The following is a 246-nucleotide window of genomic DNA, read 5'->3' on the forward strand; positions in this document are numbered from 1 at the left end:
GCCATATTCGATGAGGATGCCGCGATGCGACATGGCCGCCGTCAGCGGCTCGAACATCGGGCCGCCGACCGCATCAAACACGACGTGCACGCCCTCAGGCCCTGCGATCCCGTTCAGCCGTGCCGCCAGATCCTCCTCGGCCAAGGCGACGACTTCAGCCGCGCCGGCGTTGAGCAGGGCCTGCCTCTTCGCCGATGTCCGCGTCACCGCGATCGCGGTCGCACCGACACTGTTGGCGATCTGGAT

At 67.5% G+C, this 246-nt stretch carries 1 protein-coding gene; it reads right to left on the reverse strand.

Going from position 1 to position 246, the window contains the following annotated elements:
- A partial coding sequence (locus EOB49_RS35675; RefSeq protein WP_164782021.1) for a zinc-binding dehydrogenase occupies nucleotides 1–246 on the reverse strand: 246 nt, incomplete at both ends.

The sequence above is a fragment of the Mesorhizobium sp. M7A.F.Ca.MR.148.00.0.0 genome (assembly GCF_003997735.1).
In the GTDB taxonomy this organism is placed as follows: Bacteria; Pseudomonadota; Alphaproteobacteria; order Rhizobiales; family Rhizobiaceae; genus Mesorhizobium.